The sequence below is a fragment of the Pseudodesulfovibrio sp. zrk46 genome (genome assembly GCF_012516435.1).
In the GTDB taxonomy this organism is placed as follows: Bacteria; Desulfobacterota; Desulfovibrionia; order Desulfovibrionales; family Desulfovibrionaceae; genus Pseudodesulfovibrio.
The window spans coordinates 468,188-483,166 of sequence record NZ_CP051216.1 but is presented as its reverse complement, the minus strand read 5'-3'; the positions used below and the strand labels follow the sequence as shown (position 1 = coordinate 483,166).

The window sequence follows — 14,979 nt, the reverse complement described above, 5'->3', positions numbered from 1 at the left end:
TAGCTAATGAGAAGCCAGTCCTTCGTGAGTATGCGCGCAGGTTCTGGCTTTTTCGTATTTGGCGCTCGGCCCTTTCTCGACAGGCCGGGCGGTTGATTGTATAGGAAATGGCAGGAGTTGGACTAGGATGAGACGTTTTACTATTCTTATGGCCTCGTGCCTGCTGCTGATGGCGATCTCTTCCATGGCCTTTGCCGGGTCGTGGGAGCATTCCTTTTTTGCGGGGACGCAATACCCTCTCAAGGTAGTCTATCTTGAAGGAGAGCATCCCGGTCCCACCATCATGGTGCAGGGCGGCATCCAAGGCGATGAGACCTCTGGCTTCGTCACAGCACAGCTTCTCTCCCGCTCAAAGATCACGCGCGGCAATGTGATCGTGCTGCCCCGGGCCAACGTGCCGTCCATCAATCTGCGCAAACGCCAGATCAACGTGGACATGAACCGTCGCTTCGACCAGAACTACAATCGTTTTTACGAAGACCGTGTCGCCCGCGTCATCCGCTTCCTTCTGGCACAGTCCGATGCGTTCATTCATCTGCACGAGGGCAGCGGTTTCTACAACCCCACGTATGTAGATAGTTTGCGTAATCCCAAGCGCTATGGCCAATCCATCATCGTGGATACGCTGATCTACGACAAGATCGACCTGGCGCATACGGTTAACTCCGTACTCGATGAACTCAACAGTTCCATTACCAGCAACGACTATCAGTTCAAGCTGTTCAACACCAAGACCTTTGACAAGGGCACTGATTATCCGGAGATGCGTAAGTCGCTGACCTGCTACGCTCTTGCCGAGCATGGTATCCCGGCCATGGCCGTGGAGGTCTCCAAGGATATTAGACAGCTTGACTGGAAAGTGCGCCAGCAACTGGCCGCTACTATCATGTTGCTCAACCGTTTTGGCGTGACTGTCACGCCGCCTGAATTTACCGATGCTGATGTCCGCGCCTATGCTCGCAAAGATGTGCGAGTGCGCGTCAATGGCCGTCTGATGACCTCGGATTCCGTCATCAGTCTCGCTCCCGGTGCCACTCTTGATGTAAAGCAGGAAGCAGCGGGGCTGACGGAGTTTGCTCCGGAGCTGGCCTTGTTCGCGTCGGATCGCCCCGGTGTGAATCTCATGAAAGCGCGCCGCATGGCTCTGGAGCCATTCAGCGAGTTGGAGCTTCGCAGTGATGGCCGCCGCGTGGCCCGTACACGGATTAAGTGGACCGGGAAGATGCCTGCCACGCCCGGAGACGACAAGCCTGTGTTTGTCTGCTGGCTCAATGGCAATCCCACCTTTGTACGCGATGGCGAGGTGCTCCAGACTGTTCTTGGTGATCAGCTTATTCTCGAAGGCCTGTGGGGCAGCGATCTTCAGGAGGTCGTGAACCTCAAAGGCTTTGTGGCCATCCCCTGGGCCAACAATGGGCAGGACATGGGCTGGGAGATCATTCTTGATCCCGGCAACTTCATGTCCAAGTACGGTATGAAATCGGATATCCCCGGTGCTGTTCGGTATCGCGTTGTGCGAGAGACGCCCGGTGCGCCCATGGCGACCTTCTATGTGGACATCGCGCCTCGTACTGTCATGGCCCTTCGTCTGGCTGACAAGCAGGGACAGTCGCTGCTCATACCGTGGACATCCGGCGGTACGTATCGTTTGCCTGAGGGAGAGTATGTGCTTGAGGCTGCTTGGAGCAACGGACCTGGTGACAAGCTCTTAGCTACAGCCGGTAATCTGCCGGTGGAGATCGGCACCGCCTTCAAGGTTGATTATGCCAAGCCGGTCGAGTTGACGGTTCGACACGCTACTACATTTGGCGACATCGGAACCATGACGTTCTCAGCAGGCGGATTGGCCCAGCGAAGTGTGGGGCATACAAATTAAGTGAATGAGGGGAGGTCGGAAGACTTCCCCTTTTTATTTGATGTGCGGTATGAGGGGGTAAGATGCCTCCGACGGCTTAAGAATCTCCAAAACTTTTTATCGCTCGCTTCGCTCGAATGTAAGCCGAGTTGAGCGTTCGTTTTTGTAGATTACTTTGCGGCGACAGCCGCAGAGGGGATTCCAAAGGCCCTCGGCCTTTGGCCGCCGGAGGCGAAATCACCTGATAATTCCGCCGAAGGCGGATTCACATTCTGATTTAAGTGAGGTGCATTATGACTATAGAACGAATTCTTCGCGGTATGGCTGGATTCTTTGTCCTCTTGAGCCTGACCTTGGCTTATCTGCATTCCACCAACTGGCTGTGGTTTACGGCCTTTGTCGGACTCAACCTGTTTCAGTCTTCCTTTACGGGATGGTGTCCGGCGATGACAATATTGAAGAAGATTGGCTTCAAGGAATAATCTGAACGCGAGCTGGAATAAATGAAGGCCAGTCGACAGCTGTCGACTGGCCTTATTGTTGTCTATGTGTCCAACTTATTGAGGATAGGAAGCCTTGTCAGGGATGCTCTGAACGAACTTGTCGGTAAGGCGTCCGTCTTTAACTGCATCATCCAGCCAGTTCTTCATCAGGCCCTTCTTGAAGGCGAGCTTGTCATCAACCAGCTTCTGCAGGGGGACACCTGCCAACTGCTGTGCCTTCTCCTTGGTGGAGAAGTCGGGCACTTGGTAGTTGATCACACCATACTTGGCAAGAATGCCTGCCAGCGCGAGGCGGGCATGCTGACTCTTGTCATTGGCAACAGCGAGAAGTCGAAGGGTTTCGCCCGGAGCATGGAAGAATGAACCGTGGCTCGCGATGGAGTAGTCCCAGATCCACTGTGCGGAACGAATGGTGTCGATGACAGGGGTCATCTCGGCATCGGTTGCACCGAGTTCCCAAGCCTTCTTGGCTTCGAGGTGGGCGCTGGCGATGCTATTCATTGTGAGCACATTCAACTGGTTCTTGCGATCCAGCTTTTCCTTCACGATCTGCTTAAATTCCTCTTCACTCTGGCGGTGGCAGGTGAGGCAGGAATTGGCGATATCGTTAAGGGGGTTCTGAATCTTGTGAGTGGAGAACTTGATGGCTCCTTTCTGGGTGTACGGCATGTGGCAGTCTGCACAAGCCAGACCGCGCTTGAAGTGGATGCCGGTTGTGAATATCTCGTAACCCGGATGCTGTGCCTTGAGCATGGGAGTCTTACTCAGCTTGTGAGTCCAGTCCTTGAACTCATAGCCATTGTAGTAGCTTTCCATTGCTTCGGCAGACAGTCCCTTGGCCCACGGGAATGTCACAACGGCTGCAACAGCTTCCTTGCCGTTCTTGTCTGTGTATGGGGTCTTCAGGAAGTAATACTCTGAGTGGCACTGTGCACAGGCCAGAGAGCGCATGTCCTGATAGGTAAGCTTGTCCAGTTCTCTGCCGCTGGCTTCCAGGGCGCGCTTCAGGTATGGCCTGGAAAGTTCGAGCTGGCTGGTCTGGGTGTTATGACAGTCGGCACAACCAATAGGGTTGACGATTTCGCTGCCGGCACGTGCCCATTTGCCGGTGAAGTATTCATTTTCACCTTCTTCAGCCATCAGACGTGGGACATCAGAGGATTTGCAGGTCCAGCATGCCATGGGCATGGGGCCGTCATTAGGGCCGGTGGGAGCACCAGTTCTCAGCGTGTTTCTGTTCGATTGAAGAGCGAAGATGTGACCGCGAGGTGCGTTGTAGTCTTTTGCAAAGCCATATCCTGCCCACAGAATAGCGAGTTGAGGATACTTTTCGACCATGTCTTCAATTTCAGAACTTTCGCTGGTTTGTTTCCAAGTGTCGTATTGATGCGGATAGTACTTGGCCCATTCGTCGCTTCTGGCCTCAATTCCCTCAGCTTTGACGACTGGTGCAGTGTTGATTAGAGCCTGTTCCTGTTTCTTCTCGCCTATGGACAAAAGCATAAACGTCATAAATGCTATGCCTGCCACTGCAATGGCGAGAATTAATGAGTTCTTCATGAGAGCCCCCTCTGAAAATGATTCATTACCGGTCCCATCTTACGCCAAGGTTGTCAGGTGTACCGTTGATGCTCCGCACCTTCCCGTGCGGAACTTCACGGTGACAATCCCAACACTTCCTGTCTCCCAGGTTGGGGGAGTTGAAGGCGTGGTACCGATCAACGTGTTTGATGAGCGTTTTTGAACGACTGGCATGACATCTGACACAGTTCTCTTGAACACGCCGGGCCCCATCATCGGTGATGAGCATGCGCTTCCCGTAAGTGTTTAAAGTGAAGGCCACGGAGTGGTTCCATCCGTCACGAGACTTTGACGCGTATTTGTCGATGTAGTTCTCCACCGGCAAATGACAGTCAACACAGACAGCACGCTGAGCATGTGAACTGTGTTGCCACGTCGCGTAATAGCTCTCCATGACATGGCAGTTGATGCATGCCTTCGCATCGCTTGAGAGATAGGAAGTAGCCTTGGACTCTTTGACCAAGTACAATCCCAATCCCAAAGCGATGGCGATGGCTGTCAAAGCACCATACCGTAGCGCAGTCTCTATGTTCATAGACACCTCGCTTAAGTTAAAGAGACATACGATATTGTCTGTACTATTTCGGAAGATGTATCAATTAGAATCGCGAAATATTTGGGAACGTTTGTGGAGAAAGAGGGGCTTGGAATACACCTCTCCAGAGGGCTTGACGTTATAACCTGCTGCAAATATTGATTTTGCAATGTGGTTAGTTGCTAAGTTCTTCGTCCATAAGGATAAAGCAGCCGCCATCCCCATATGGCGCATGTGGTGCCGATGAACGCCCCGAAGAGGACGTCGGAGGGGTAATGCTTGAGCGCCAGCACCCGGGAGGCTCCTACGGCCCCTGCGAGGCAAAGAGCGGGGTAGCGTAGCTTGGGAAGCACGTAGCCCAGGGCAACCATGCTGGAAAAGATGCGCAAGGTGTGTCCGGACGGGAAGGAAAAGTGCAGATAGTCGCCTGCCATTGGGAAAAAACCGTAAATTCCCTTTTCAAAGAGGAGCGGCGGCCGGGCGCGCCCACAGATTTCCTTGAACACGTCACCGATCAGCATGGCTGATGCTACGGTCAGCCCCATGTAGAGCAGATGGCGTGATTTATCTGAGGAACCGTTGCGGATGGTATCCACAGCTCCATAGATCAGGGCTATAGCGACCAGAATGTTAACAAAGAAGTGGTTGGCGGCCTGAGATATGTACTTGGCCAGTGAATGCCAGAAGGTGTGCTTGAGCCCGAATGCTGCCTCGGCAATGGGGCGATCCACGAAAAGATAGCAAAGGGCGATCAGCAGAGCGGTCAGGACAAGGGCCATGAGAGTTTTGAGCAGAGTCCTGTCCATGCACGCCTCCATCTAATCCATGGATTTGCCTATGAGGCCGAGCAGGGCGCCGACAATGAATGTAGCACCAGCGAAAATGTAAGCGTTGTTCAGAGCCAGAATGACGGCAATGACGACGAGCAGTCCGCCGCTGGCCATGGCGATACGAGCGCTGGTGGTCATGCGTCGGGCCATCTTGTCGCTCTTGCGAACGAACTTGACGCCGCAGTGTTTGCACATGTGGGCGCGTGGAGAAACGGCATTGCCGCAATGTGGACATTTCATAGTCCGAAAAATTTATCAGAAAAAAAGTGGGATGGGTAGTGGAAGGTGAGTGTTCACCCAAAGAAAAAAGCCTCTCAAGCAATCACTTGAGAGGCTTTAATATTCTGTGGCGCGCCCGGCACGATTCGAACGTGCGATCTTTCGGTTCGTAGCCGAATGCTCTATCCAGCTGAGCCACGGGCGCGCGGGAAAGGTGTGTTTATGGCAACCATGCTCCGGCGTCAAGCATTAAAATGAAATCTCGCAAAAAAAAGTATTGCCCGTGGGTGAGAAGAGAATCGAAATGAAAAGAAAAAGGCCTTTGAGTTTTCACTCAAAGGCCTACTTTTTTTAAGTGGCGCGCCCGGCACGATTCGAACGTGCGATCTTTCGGTTCGTAGCCGAATGCTCTATCCAGCTGAGCCACGGGCGCGCGGTGAAAAAGTGTTTATGGCACACCGGCTCTGCCGTCAAGGAGTTTTTTAGGAATTATTGAATTTAGTCTCAAATTTATCACTAATTCCTTCCATGAGGATCGCACTTTTACCTTGAATGCGAATCAGCTCAGTGTCCGGGTGCTCGGCAAATTGTTTGAGTCGAGGAAGTTTAGTCAGAATGAGCTTGGTGATGGCCTTGGATGTCTGCTTGGTCTTAATAGGAGAGTATACCCCCTGAATGGTCAAGGCCAGGCCTTCATCGCGGCGATCAATGAGGATGGAGACATGGGGATGCGACTTGATGTTCTTGTTCTTCTGCGAGTCTTTGCGCGAGAGGAAATAGAACTTCATGGACGCATGGTCCACAACGTAGTTCATGAGCGAGGCCAACGGCTCGATGCCATCGGATGTGGCCAGCACGCAAAGGTCCTTGCTCAGAACGAGATTGTCTATGATTTGCATTTTGTCTTTGCTCATGGAAGTAACTTACCGCATGCAAGCCGAAACTGCTATATATGGTGCGCAACTTTTTCCAGATTATAAAAGGGTGGAACATGATCAGCCTTGACGACAAGATTCGAGCTACTGAGCAAATCCTCGCGGAACTGTTGAAAGAAACAGGCGGAACGGGTGTGCGTGTCGCCTGGACAGGGGGCAAGGACTCCACTGTGGTCCTCTTCATTTGGCGGGCTTTGCTCGAACATCATGGCAAGCTGCCGCCCAAGGCCATCAATTTGGATACCGGCTGCAAATTCCCTGAGGTGATGGCCTTTCGGGACCGGATGGTTGCGGAGTGGGGCATTGATCTGAGTGTGGCGCGTCCGACAGTTGAACTTGAAGGTTACCCGCTTGCTGAAGATGTGGTTTCCTGTTGTCGTGTTCTCAAGGTCGAGCCATTGAAAGCCGCCGTGCGTGAAACGGAGACCTCTCACTTGCTGACAGGAATCCGTCGTGATGAGCATCCTGACAGAAATGACAGGCAGTCTTTTGAGCCTCGTACCGATCCCGACCATGTGATGGTTAATCCGATCCTTGATTGGACGGAAACAGATATCTGGGCCTTTCACGACCGTTTTGGACTGCCTCACTGTGAACTCTATGACCAAGGGTATCGATCCCTTGGGTGTCGTCCATGTACAGCCTTGCCCGGAGCAGGTGCCGGAGAACGTTCTGGACGCGATCAGGCCAAGGAAGACAATATGAAAACACTTACCAGTATGGGATATTTTTGATTGCCACAGCTGCTTGCAGAATTAAATTCGTTTTTTGACTGTCGGAAGCTGCTTGTCCCCTTAAAGTGAACTCTCATTCCGCAGTGAAAAATGGTCAAATTGCAGTGTCGAAATGAGGGGAACAGGACTTCGTTTGTCGACCATCTCCGTTATCAGATGTGATATAAATATCGGCTATTGATACTCGGGAGAATGTCCCGGGCACGTTATTTACGATTTTCTTCACAATTTTCCCTCCTTTTTTGTACCGAAAAAATTGACTGAAAAGTCAAAAAACGCTCTCAAAGTGTTTGATACCAGTGGTTTGAGGTCTCTTGTTGATTGACTAAACAATTTTAGACCCCCCCTTGACGCAGACGCTTACTTCACCTAATGACCCTTGTTTACTAGGCTAAGGGTAAGGTGCATTCGCACCCCAAATACAGGTTAGAGGTGAACCTTTTTGGGGTGTCCGTTGTACTCGTATTCAATCATCTGAAACGAGGTCATCATGTCGAATCTGCTTCTGCTTCTCATCCTCCTGCCCGTTGCCGCGGGAGCCATCTGTTATTTCGTTCGGTCTAGTGCCGTTCGGACCCTGACTGTGGTTGCCACGGCAGCAATCCTCACGCTTGCATCGCTGGGATTGTTGGGACAGGGGACTTTCGAACCGGTTACGGTCGGTTCGTTCCTGGGCATCAGCAGCGATCTCCTGCTTACTGTGCTGGATTTCGCATTGCTGGGTGTCATTTACTACTACGGTGTCAAAAACAAGAGTCTGCTGATCCAGGGCTTCACCTTGGCCCAGGCAGTACTTCTTGCTTGGTTTGAGATCGTTGTTCTTGACCACGGGACTGTGCCCGCCCTCGTTGGCGACCAGCTGTCCCTGATCATGGTTCTGATCGTTTCCATCATCGGTTCTTTGATCTGTATCTTCGCCATCCCTTATATGAAGGAACACGAAGACCACCTGAAGCTGAAGAAATCGCGTCAGCCGCGCTTCTTCCTGTTCATGCTCCTGTTCCTGGGCGCAATGAACGGTCTGGTGCTCTCCAACAACCTTCTGTGGATGTTCTTCTTCTTCGAAGTGACCTCGCTGTGTTCTTTCCAGCTTATCGGGCACGACGGAACCGCCATCGCCAAGCACAATGCTGTCCGCGCTCTGTGGATGAATGCTGTTGGTGGTCTGGCCTTCGTTCTCGGCATCATCTTCGTTTACTCTCAGATGAACACCGTCGATCTGTCCGTGGTACTGGCCAACGGTCCTCAGGGTGCACTCATGCTGACCGGTCTCGGTTTCCTCTGTGTTGCCGGTTTCGTGAAGGCTGCCCAGGTCCCGTTCCAGAGCTGGCTGCTCGGCGCTATGATTGCACCGACCCCGGTCTCCGCACTGCTGCACTCCTCCACCATGGTTAAAGCTGGTGTGTACATGGTTCTCCGCTTCGCCCCCGGCTACGTGGATACCTTCCTGTCCACCGGTATCGCCATCTGTGGTGCATTCACCTTCGTTGCCTGTGCCGCTCTGTGTATCGGCCAGTCCAACGGTAAAAAGATTTTGGCGTACTCCACGGTTTCCAACCTTGGCCTGATCATCTGCTGCGCTGGTATTAATACCCCGCTGGCCATCACCGCTGCTGTGATGCTGATCATCTTCCACGCCATCTCCAAGTCCCTGCTCTTCCTGTGCGTTGGCACCATCGAGCAGGCAATCGGCTCTCGCGACATCGAGGACATGCGCGGCCTGTACGCCAAGTTCCCCCGCACTGCCATGATCACCCTCATCGGCATCCTGACCATGCTGCTGCCTCCGTTTGGCGTGCTCATGGCCAAGTGGATGGCTATCGAAGCTGCCTCCTCCAACATCTACGTCATCATCATGCTGGCCATGGGCTCCGCCCTGACCGTCGTGTACTGGGCCCGCTGGGGCGGTTCCCTGATGGCTTCCCGCGAAGCTGATGCTCCGGCAGAAGAACAGGCTACCCTCATCCGCATGCCTCTGGTGGCACTGTGTGGCGGCGCTGTTGTCCTGTCCGTGGCTGCTCCGTGGATCTACAACTCCATGCTGGCCCCCATGTTCCAGGCTCCGCCTTTCACCGTGAGCCTCGGCTCCCTTGATGCGGCAACCGGTTCCTTCGGCGTTGTGCCTCTGTTCATCGTTCTCGGCCTGGGCGTAGTTTACGCTGCCAAGGCTGCTTCCGGTTTCCGTAAGGCCAAGGTCATGCCTCCTTACGCCGGTGGCGCCAACGTGGTTGGTGACAATGACGGCGCTTACGTCGGTCCCATGAACGGCACTGTCCCGTTCACTGCCAGTAACATGTATCTGGGCGAGCTCTTCGCCGAAGGCAAGCTCACCCCGGTCTTTAACGCTTTGGCGGGCGCTCTTATCGTCCTCATGCTGGGAGGAGCTCTCTAATGGATACGCTTATTCTCGTCATCATCGGCCTTGTGGCCGGTCCGGTCATCGGTGGCCTTGTCGCCGGTCTCGACCGCCGCGTCACCGCATGGTTCCAGTCCCGTCAGGGTCCGCCGATCATGCAGGCCTTCTACGACGTCGCCAAACTTCTCGGTAAAGAGAAAATGGTCGTCAACCAGTGGCAGGTGCTTTGTGCATGGGTTTACCTGATCGCAGCAGCCGTCTCCGTGGCGCTGTTCTTCGCTCAGGGCGACCTGCTTCTGATCTTCTTCGTCCAGGCCATCGGTGCGGTCTTCCTGGTCATGGGTGCCATGGCTGCCAAGTCCCCGTACTCCCAGGTCGGCGCTCAGCGCGAGCTGATGCAGATCCTGGCTTACGAGCCGGTTCTGATTCTGGTCTTCGTCGGTTTCTATCTGACTACCGGCAGCTTCTCCATCGAAGCTGTTTGGCAGCTGGATCAGCCGCTGCTGGCCAAAATGCCGCTCCTGTACCTGGCCCTGGGCTATGCCCTGACCATCAAGCTGCGCAAGTCTCCCTTTGACTTCTCCACCTCCCACCACGGTCACCAGGAACTGGTTAAGGGTGTGCTCACCGAGTACTCCGGCCCCTACCTGGCCCTGGTCGAGATCGCTCACTGGTACGAAACCGTTCTGGTTCTCGGCCTGTGTGCCCTGTTCTGGACCACCAACGTGGCGTGGATGGCAGTGCTGCTGATCGGCACCTACATGCTCGAAATCCTGGTGGACAACACCATGGCCCGTATGACCTGGCGTTGGATGCTCAAGCGCGTCTGGCTGCTCGGTATGGGCATGTCCGTAGTTAACCTCATCTGGCTGTACGCGGGGTAAGTCATGTTCGGTTCATTCATTAAGAAATCTCGCGCCAAGTCCCCGTGGATCATGCACTTTGACTGCGGTAGCTGTAACGGCTGCGATATCGAGGTCCTGGCATGCCTGACCCCTCTCTACGACGTAGAACGGTTCGGCATCATCAACGTCGGTAACCCCAAGCACGCTGACGTGCTGCTGGTCACCGGTACTGTCAACTACCGAAACGCCAAGGTGCTCAAGAACATCTACGATCAGATGCCCGAGCCCAAGGCCGTTATCGCCATCGGCGCCTGCGGTAACACCGGCGGTGTCTTCCGCGAAGCCTACAACGTGATCGGCGGCATCGATAAGGTTATCCCTGTTGATGTCTACGTTCCCGGTTGTCCGGCCAAGCCCGAAGCCATCATCGACGGTGTTGTCACCGGTCTGGCCAAGTTCGCAGAAAAAGTGGAAGCCGAATAGGGCTTCTCACGAGGTGAAATATGATAGGTAAAGTAATTGACGTGACCCCCGAGACTCTTGTCGGAGAGGTCATGAACCTGAAGAACGACGGGCAGCGCCTGGTCACGTTCTCGACCTACCAGGAGGACGAGAAGAAGATCGGCATCCTGTACCACTTCGACAAGAATCTGGAGACCACCCACCTGCGTTTGGTCACGGATATGGATAAGCCCATTCCGTCCATCTCTGGCGTGCTCTTTGCCGCTCTGCTGGTGGAAAATGAGATCCGCGACCAGTGGGACGTCGAATTCGACGGCCTGGTCCTTGACTTTAACCGTTCGCTCTACCTTGACCCCGAGGTCACCCAGGTTCCCCTGGTGTCCAACGTCAAGATCGAGCCCAAGAAATAGGGGGCTGAAATGGCAACTACCGTAATTCCCTTCGGCCCGCAGCATCCCGTTCTTCCCGAGCCGGTCCACCTGACCCTCAAAGTGGAAGACGAGATCGTCAAAGAGGCTATCCCGGCTCTGGGTTACGTTCACCGTGGCCTGGAAAAGCTGGCTGACATTCGTGACTACCACCAGATGATCACCGTGTGTGAGCGCGTCTGCGGTATCTGCTCCATGATCCACGCTGTCTGCTACTCGCAGGCCATCGAAGAGCTCATGGACATCGAGATCCCCGATCGCGCCGCTCTGCTGCGTGTCATCTGGTCCGAACTGCACCGTACTCACTCCCACCTGCTGTGGCTGGGTCTCTTCGCCGATGCTTTCGGCTTCGAGTCCCTGTTCATGCAGTTCTGGAAGATCCGCGAGCGCATCATGGACATCAACGAAGCTACCACCGGTAGCCGCGTTATCGTTTCCGTGAACGTCATCGGCGGCGTGCGCGCCGACCTCTCTCCGGACCAGATCCGCTGGATCCTGTCCGAGATCGACATCGTGGAAAAGGAAGTCCGTCAGCTGCAGGACACCATCATGAACGACTACACCGTCAAGGCTCGTACCTGCGGTGTTGGCACCCTGACCAAAGAGCAGGCCTACGAACTGGGCGCTGCCGGCCCGACCCTGCGTGGTTCCGGCGTTGCTCAGGATATGCGTATGCTCGGTTACGGCGGTTACTCCCAGATCGACTTCGAGCCGATCGTTGAAACCTCCGGTGACTGTTGGGCTCGTTCCACAGTCCGTTTCCGTGAGTGCCTCCAGTCCATGGATTTGGTCCGTCAGGCCATCAGCAAGCTCCCCGAGGGCGACATCCGCGTCAAGGTGAAGGGCAACCCGCCGGAAGGCGAAGCCTACGCCCGTGTGGAACAGCCTCGCGGTGAGTGCGTATACTACATCAAGGGTAACGGCACCAAGCATCTGGATCGCCTCCGCATCCGTACGCCTACCTTTGCTAACATCCCGCCGCTGCTGGCCATGATGCCTGAGTGTGAACTGGCCGACGTGCCTGTCATCATTCTCTCCATCGACCCCTGCATCAGCTGCACCGAGCGCTAAGGAGAACTTGCCATGCTGTTTACACCCACAGTCGTCAAGAACCTGCTCAAGAAGCCTGCAACCCGTAACTACCCGTTCGTGGTTCGCGAAGGCTTCCCCATGTACCGCGGCGAGCTGACCATCAACATCGATGACTGCATCTTCTGCGGCTCCTGCTCTCGCAAGTGCCCCAGCCAGTGCATCACCGTCGATAAACAGGCTGGCACCTGGCAGTGCGACCCGCATGCCTGCGTGTACTGCGGCTACTGCCGCGATGCCTGCCCGACCAAGTGTCTCGACATGAAAGACGTGCACCGCGCCCCCATGACTGAGAAGATCACCTGGATCGAGCAGGGCACCCCGCCCAAGCCCAAGAAAAAGAAAGCCGCTGCTCCCAAGAAGGAAGCAGAAGCTCCGGTAGCTGAAGCCAAGGTTGAAAAAGCCGAAGAAGCTAAGCCTGCCAAGAAGGCTGCTCCCAAGAAGAAAGCAGCCAAAAAGAAGTAATTCGACTTTGAACGAATGAAATAAGGCCCCGGACCATTTGGTCCGGGGTCTTTCTTTGTTGGGATTATAAAGGCAGGGTAGAACCGCCCTGCCGGGCGGGATGAAGAATGAACCGGTAGGGCTTTCTGCCCTACACCCGACCAAAGGCCGAGGGCCTTTGGAATCCCATCCGCACAAAAAAGCGCCGGACTCCCAATCGGGAATCCGGCGCTTTGCTGTTCAATTACTTATCGACTACTTGCCGAGCAGTTCTTTCACGGCCTTCATGATGCCGGTCATATCGATGCCGAGCATGGAGCGAAGCTCGCGTTGGGTGCCGTGCTCCACGAACTCGTCAGGGATGCCGATGCATTTGATCTTCTTGCCCTGCATGGCGTCCTCTTCGTTGAGCATCTCAAGGACGGCGGAACCAAAGCCGCCAGCGAGAGCGTTCTCTTCGAGGAGGATAATGTTGTCGAAGCGTTCGACCAATTCCAGAATCTGCTTCTTGGGCAACGGCTTGACGAAGCGGGTGTTGAAGACAGCCACTTCAAGCCCGTCCTTGCCCTCGAGATCCATGGCCGCTTCCATGGCGGGGTAGACACGAGAACCGAGGGTTATGATGACAGCGTCCTTGCCTTCGCGGACGAGTTCGCCCTTGCCGATAGGCAGCTTCTTGGGCTCGTCATCCACCTTTGCGCCGACACCAGTGCCGCGCGGGTAGCGCATGGCACAGGGGCCGTCATAATCAAAGGCGGTGGCCATCATCTGGGCCAACTCAGCTTCGTCCTTGGGAGCCATGACAACGAGGTTGGGGATGTGGCGCAGGTAGCTGATGTCAAAGACACCGTGGTGGGTCGCTCCATCTTCGCCTACGAGCCCTCCTCGGTCGAGGAATAAATTCACGTTCAGGTTCTGCAGGCAGACGTCGTGAACCACCTGGTCGTAGGCGCGCTGCAGGAAGGTGGAGTAGATGGCCACGGCGGGCTTGAAGCCCTGCGTGGCAAGCCCTGCGGCAAAGGTAACCGCATGTTGCTCACAGATACCTACGTCCACGAAACGTTCGGGATGATTCTTACGGAAACATTCAGTGCCGGTACCCTCGGGCATGGCCGCAGTAATGGCCATGATCTTGTCGTCCTTGGCTGCCAGATTGCAGAGCGTGGAACCGAAGATCGAGGTGTAGGACGGCAGGCCGGTGCCGGAGTACTTGCGGGCCAGACCGGTCTCTGGGGCGAACTTGCCCACGCCGTGAAAATGAGTGGGGTCGGATTCGGCAGGCAGGTAGCCCTTGCCCTTCTTGGTGAGGACGTGGACCAGCACTGGCTTGTCGAGCTTCTTGATTTCCTCGAAAACTTTGACCAGCAGGGCGGTGTTGTGTCCGTCAATGGGGCCGACATAAGTGAAATGAAATGCCTCGAACAGAATGCCGGGGGTGAAGAAGGACTTCACGGAGTCGCCGTAGCGCTTGGCATATCCGGCAAGGTCGCCACCGATCTTGGGGATGTTGCCCAGAATATCCTCAACGTCGCTCTTGAGACGCTGAAGGAACGGGGTGGTCATCTTGCGGCTCAGGAACTGGGAGAGGGCGCCAACGTTCTTGGAGATGGACATCTCGTTGTCGTTGAGTACCACTACCATCTTGCTGCCGTGGTCTCCTGCCTGATTCAGGCCTTCAAAGGCGAGACCTGCGGTGAGGGAACCGTCACCGATGACAGCTACGACCTCGTTGTCGTCACCTTTGAGATCACGGGCCATGGCCATGCCGAGAGCGGCTGAGATAGACGTGGAAGAGTGGCCCACGCCAAAGTGGTCGTATTCAGATTCTTCCATTCGCGGGAAGCCGGAGATACCGTCCTTCTGACGCAGGGAATCGAACTTGTCGGCGCGTCCGGTGAGGAGCTTGTGGGCGTAAGCCTGATGGCCCACGTCCCAGACCAGTTTGTCAGGGCCGATGTTGAACGACTTGAAGAGGGCCAGGGTGAGTTCAATGACACCAAGGGAGGGGGCGAGATGACCACCATGGGCGGCCACCGTGCCGATGATGGTGTCACGGAGTTCCTGTCCTAATATATCGAGCTGCTCTACGGACAGCTTCTGCACGTCGGCAGGAGTCCGAATCTGCGAAAGCAGTTTTTTCTTTTGTAGGTCAGTCATAGGCGG

Annotated in this window: 15 protein-coding genes and 2 tRNA genes; 9 read left to right on the top strand and 8 right to left on the bottom strand. The window is 54.9% G+C overall.

Annotation, left to right across the window (positions count from 1 at the left end; genetic code table 11):
- Positions 1-127: 127 nt before the first annotated feature.
- Together HFN16_RS02225 and HFN16_RS02220 are read left to right on the top strand one after the other, a co-directional pair.
- Positions 128-1,876, top strand: a complete 1,749-nt coding sequence (locus HFN16_RS02225; RefSeq protein ID WP_168889148.1) for a M14/M99 family metallopeptidase — start codon at positions 128-130, stop codon at positions 1,874-1,876.
- Positions 1,877-2,148: 272 nt separating this feature from the next.
- Positions 2,149-2,337, top strand: a complete 189-nt coding sequence (locus tag HFN16_RS02220; RefSeq protein WP_168889147.1) for a DUF2892 domain-containing protein — start codon at positions 2,149-2,151, stop codon at positions 2,335-2,337.
- 75 nt (positions 2,338-2,412) lie between these two features.
- Here the strand turns inward: HFN16_RS02220 and nrfA are convergent, their stop codons facing one another.
- From nrfA to HFN16_RS02185, 7 genes are all read right to left on the bottom strand, one after another.
- The gene (gene nrfA, locus HFN16_RS02215) at positions 2,413-3,918 is read right to left on the bottom strand and encodes an ammonia-forming cytochrome c nitrite reductase (RefSeq protein WP_168889146.1); all 1,506 of its coding nucleotides are present in this window, start codon (positions 3,916-3,918) and stop codon (positions 2,413-2,415) included.
- A 25-nt stretch (positions 3,919-3,943) separates the two neighbouring features.
- Positions 3,944-4,474, bottom strand: a complete 531-nt coding sequence (gene nrfH / locus HFN16_RS02210; RefSeq protein ID WP_168889145.1) for a cytochrome c nitrite reductase small subunit — start codon at positions 4,472-4,474, stop codon at positions 3,944-3,946.
- A 182-nt stretch (positions 4,475-4,656) separates the two neighbouring features.
- Positions 4,657-5,280: a phosphatase PAP2 family protein gene (locus HFN16_RS02205; protein WP_168889144.1), complete on the bottom strand. Its 624-nt coding sequence runs from the start codon at positions 5,278-5,280 to the stop codon at positions 4,657-4,659.
- A gap of 12 nt (positions 5,281-5,292) precedes the next feature.
- On the bottom strand, positions 5,293-5,499 hold the full coding sequence (locus HFN16_RS02200) for a hypothetical protein (protein ID WP_247648413.1): 207 nt from the start codon (positions 5,497-5,499) through the stop codon (positions 5,293-5,295).
- Between the two features lie 152 nt (positions 5,500-5,651).
- Positions 5,652-5,728, bottom strand: a tRNA-Arg gene (locus tag HFN16_RS02195).
- Positions 5,729-5,879: 151 nt separating this feature from the next.
- Positions 5,880-5,956, bottom strand: a tRNA-Arg gene (locus HFN16_RS02190).
- A 49-nt stretch (positions 5,957-6,005) separates the two neighbouring features.
- The gene (locus HFN16_RS02185) at positions 6,006-6,437 is read right to left on the bottom strand and encodes a pyridoxamine 5'-phosphate oxidase family protein (protein WP_247648412.1); all 432 of its coding nucleotides are present in this window, start codon (positions 6,435-6,437) and stop codon (positions 6,006-6,008) included.
- A 77-nt stretch (positions 6,438-6,514) separates the two neighbouring features.
- On the opposite strand from HFN16_RS02185, the gene HFN16_RS02180 reads away from it, so the two are divergent.
- The 7 genes from HFN16_RS02180 to HFN16_RS02150 all read left to right on the top strand — a co-directional run bounded on the left by HFN16_RS02180 (position 6,515) and on the right by HFN16_RS02150 (position 12,837).
- Positions 6,515-7,192 carry a phosphoadenosine phosphosulfate reductase family protein gene (locus HFN16_RS02180; protein WP_168889142.1) on the top strand — a complete coding sequence of 226 codons (678 nt, stop codon included), beginning with the start codon at positions 6,515-6,517 and terminating at the stop codon, positions 7,190-7,192.
- 490 nt (positions 7,193-7,682) lie between these two features.
- Positions 7,683-9,584, top strand: coding sequence for a proton-conducting transporter membrane subunit (locus HFN16_RS02175; RefSeq protein WP_210772225.1), 1,902 nt, complete (start codon positions 7,683-7,685; stop codon positions 9,582-9,584).
- Positions 9,584-10,432, top strand: a complete 849-nt coding sequence (locus HFN16_RS02170) for a complex I subunit 1 family protein (protein ID WP_168889141.1) — start codon at positions 9,584-9,586, stop codon at positions 10,430-10,432. The genes HFN16_RS02175 and HFN16_RS02170 overlap by 1 nt, the downstream gene beginning before the upstream one ends.
- Positions 10,433-10,435: 3 nt before the next feature.
- Positions 10,436-10,876, top strand: coding sequence for an NADH-quinone oxidoreductase subunit B family protein (locus tag HFN16_RS02165; protein ID WP_168889140.1), 441 nt, complete (start codon positions 10,436-10,438; stop codon positions 10,874-10,876).
- Positions 10,877-10,896: 20 nt separating this feature from the next.
- Positions 10,897-11,265, top strand: coding sequence for an NADH-quinone oxidoreductase subunit C (locus HFN16_RS02160; RefSeq protein WP_168889139.1), 369 nt, complete (start codon positions 10,897-10,899; stop codon positions 11,263-11,265).
- A gap of 9 nt (positions 11,266-11,274) precedes the next feature.
- On the top strand, positions 11,275-12,354 hold the full coding sequence (locus HFN16_RS02155) for a nickel-dependent hydrogenase large subunit (RefSeq protein WP_168889138.1): 1,080 nt from the start codon (positions 11,275-11,277) through the stop codon (positions 12,352-12,354).
- Positions 12,355-12,366: 12 nt separating this feature from the next.
- On the top strand, positions 12,367-12,837 hold the full coding sequence (locus tag HFN16_RS02150; RefSeq protein WP_168889137.1) for a 4Fe-4S binding protein: 471 nt from the start codon (positions 12,367-12,369) through the stop codon (positions 12,835-12,837).
- 234 nt (positions 12,838-13,071) lie between these two features.
- On the opposite strand, the gene dxs is transcribed toward HFN16_RS02150, so the two are convergent.
- The gene (gene dxs / locus HFN16_RS02145; protein ID WP_168889136.1) at positions 13,072-14,973 is read right to left on the bottom strand and encodes a 1-deoxy-D-xylulose-5-phosphate synthase; all 1,902 of its coding nucleotides are present in this window, start codon (positions 14,971-14,973) and stop codon (positions 13,072-13,074) included.
- Positions 14,974-14,979 lie beyond the last annotated feature (6 nt).

Excerpts from the sequence above, each read along its gene's own strand:
- HFN16_RS02185 (WP_247648412.1), bottom strand. The coding sequence starts at position 6,437 with ATGAGCAAAGACAAAATGCAAATCATAGACAATCTCGTTCTGAGCAAG.
- HFN16_RS02165 (WP_168889140.1), top strand. The coding sequence starts at position 10,436 with ATGTTCGGTTCATTCATTAAGAAATCTCGCGCCAAGTCCCCGTGGATC.
- dxs (WP_168889136.1), bottom strand. The coding sequence starts at position 14,973 with ATGACTGACCTACAAAAGAAAAAACTGCTTTCGCAGATTCGGACTCCT.
- HFN16_RS02175 (WP_210772225.1), top strand. The coding sequence starts at position 7,683 with ATGTCGAATCTGCTTCTGCTTCTCATCCTCCTGCCCGTTGCCGCGGGA.
- HFN16_RS02150 (WP_168889137.1), top strand. The coding sequence starts at position 12,367 with ATGCTGTTTACACCCACAGTCGTCAAGAACCTGCTCAAGAAGCCTGCA.
- HFN16_RS02180 (WP_168889142.1), top strand. The coding sequence starts at position 6,515 with ATGATCAGCCTTGACGACAAGATTCGAGCTACTGAGCAAATCCTCGCG.
- HFN16_RS02200 (WP_247648413.1), bottom strand. The coding sequence starts at position 5,499 with ATGTGCAAACACTGCGGCGTCAAGTTCGTTCGCAAGAGCGACAAGATG.
- HFN16_RS02170 (WP_168889141.1), top strand. The coding sequence starts at position 9,584 with ATGGATACGCTTATTCTCGTCATCATCGGCCTTGTGGCCGGTCCGGTC.
- HFN16_RS02160 (WP_168889139.1), top strand. The coding sequence starts at position 10,897 with ATGATAGGTAAAGTAATTGACGTGACCCCCGAGACTCTTGTCGGAGAG.
- nrfH (WP_168889145.1), bottom strand. The coding sequence starts at position 4,474 with ATGAACATAGAGACTGCGCTACGGTATGGTGCTTTGACAGCCATCGCC.
- HFN16_RS02155 (WP_168889138.1), top strand. The coding sequence starts at position 11,275 with ATGGCAACTACCGTAATTCCCTTCGGCCCGCAGCATCCCGTTCTTCCC.
- nrfA (WP_168889146.1), bottom strand. The coding sequence starts at position 3,918 with ATGAAGAACTCATTAATTCTCGCCATTGCAGTGGCAGGCATAGCATTT.
- HFN16_RS02220 (WP_168889147.1), top strand. The coding sequence starts at position 2,149 with ATGACTATAGAACGAATTCTTCGCGGTATGGCTGGATTCTTTGTCCTC.
- HFN16_RS02205 (WP_168889144.1), bottom strand. The coding sequence starts at position 5,280 with ATGGACAGGACTCTGCTCAAAACTCTCATGGCCCTTGTCCTGACCGCT.
- HFN16_RS02225 (WP_168889148.1), top strand. The coding sequence starts at position 128 with ATGAGACGTTTTACTATTCTTATGGCCTCGTGCCTGCTGCTGATGGCG.